The organism is Aeromonas molluscorum 848, from assembly GCF_000388115.1.
Classification (GTDB): Bacteria; Pseudomonadota; Gammaproteobacteria; order Enterobacterales; family Aeromonadaceae; genus Aeromonas; species Aeromonas molluscorum.
The window spans coordinates 1-722 of sequence record NZ_AQGQ01000306.1; the positions used below are offsets into that span (position 1 = coordinate 1).

At 55.3% G+C, this 722-nt stretch carries 1 protein-coding gene, 2 tRNA genes and 1 other annotated feature; of the genes, 2 read left to right on the forward strand and 1 reads right to left on the reverse strand.

Annotated features, from left to right (window positions below; translation table 11 throughout):
• The coding region (locus tag G113_RS21285) for a flagellar biosynthetic protein FliQ (RefSeq protein WP_201765037.1) at positions 1-329 on the reverse strand (329 nt) is incomplete at its 3' end.
• Positions 1-402 (forward strand) — a sequence feature (mutual gap in cmsearch alignment for this rRNA model is longer than 100). Its footprint overlaps the gene before it by 329 nt.
• Before the next feature lie 73 nt (positions 403-475).
• Here G113_RS21285 and G113_RS20165 point away from each other — a divergent pair.
• Together G113_RS20165 and G113_RS20170 are read left to right on the forward strand one after the other, a co-directional pair.
• A tRNA-Ile gene (locus G113_RS20165) sits at positions 476-552 on the forward strand.
• Positions 553-564: 12 nt separating this feature from the next.
• Positions 565-640 (forward strand) — tRNA-Ala (locus G113_RS20170).
• The last annotated feature ends 82 nt before the right edge of the window (positions 641-722 follow it).

Below are 722 nucleotides of genomic sequence, written 5' to 3' on the forward strand. Positions count from 1 at the left end.
CCAGAGCACGGCGCGAGCCACTCCAGAATGAGCTGACTGGAGAAGGTCACGATGCTCGCCCCGGGCCTGTGCGACTCACCCCACCACCTCGGGATCTGACTCACCATCAGCTGGAAGAAATCCATCAGGCTCTGCAGACCCCAATGAGCACCGGCGCCCAGGGCCAGCAGGGTCACCACCAGTCGGGGCAGGAAGCTCAAGGTCTGTTCGTTGATGGAGGTGGCCGCCTGGAAGATGGCCACCAGCAGACCGACGAACAGACTCGGCAGTATGGGGGAGTGGGTTGCACCAGAAGTAGATAGCTTAACCTTCGGGAGGGCGTTTACCACGGTGTGATTCATGACTGGGGTGAAGTCGTAACAAGGTAACCCTAGGGGAACCTGGGGTTGGATCACCTCCTTACCTTAAAGATGACGAAGTTGTTGAGTGTTCACACAGATTGCCTTGATTCAAGTTTAGAGACAGTACACGAAGTGGGTCTGTAGCTCAGGTGGTTAGAGCGCACCCCTGATAAGGGTGAGGTCGGTGGTTCGAGTCCACTCAGACCCACCACTTCGCGATTATGGGGCTATAGCTCAGCTGGGAGAGCGCCTGCTTTGCACGCAGGAGGTCTGCGGTTCGATCCCGCATAGCTCCACCATAATCGGGTACTGAATTTGCGAGAAGCAAAAGCCATGCATTGAATGTGATGTTCAATCTATGTCTTTGACTTCTTTATGAAG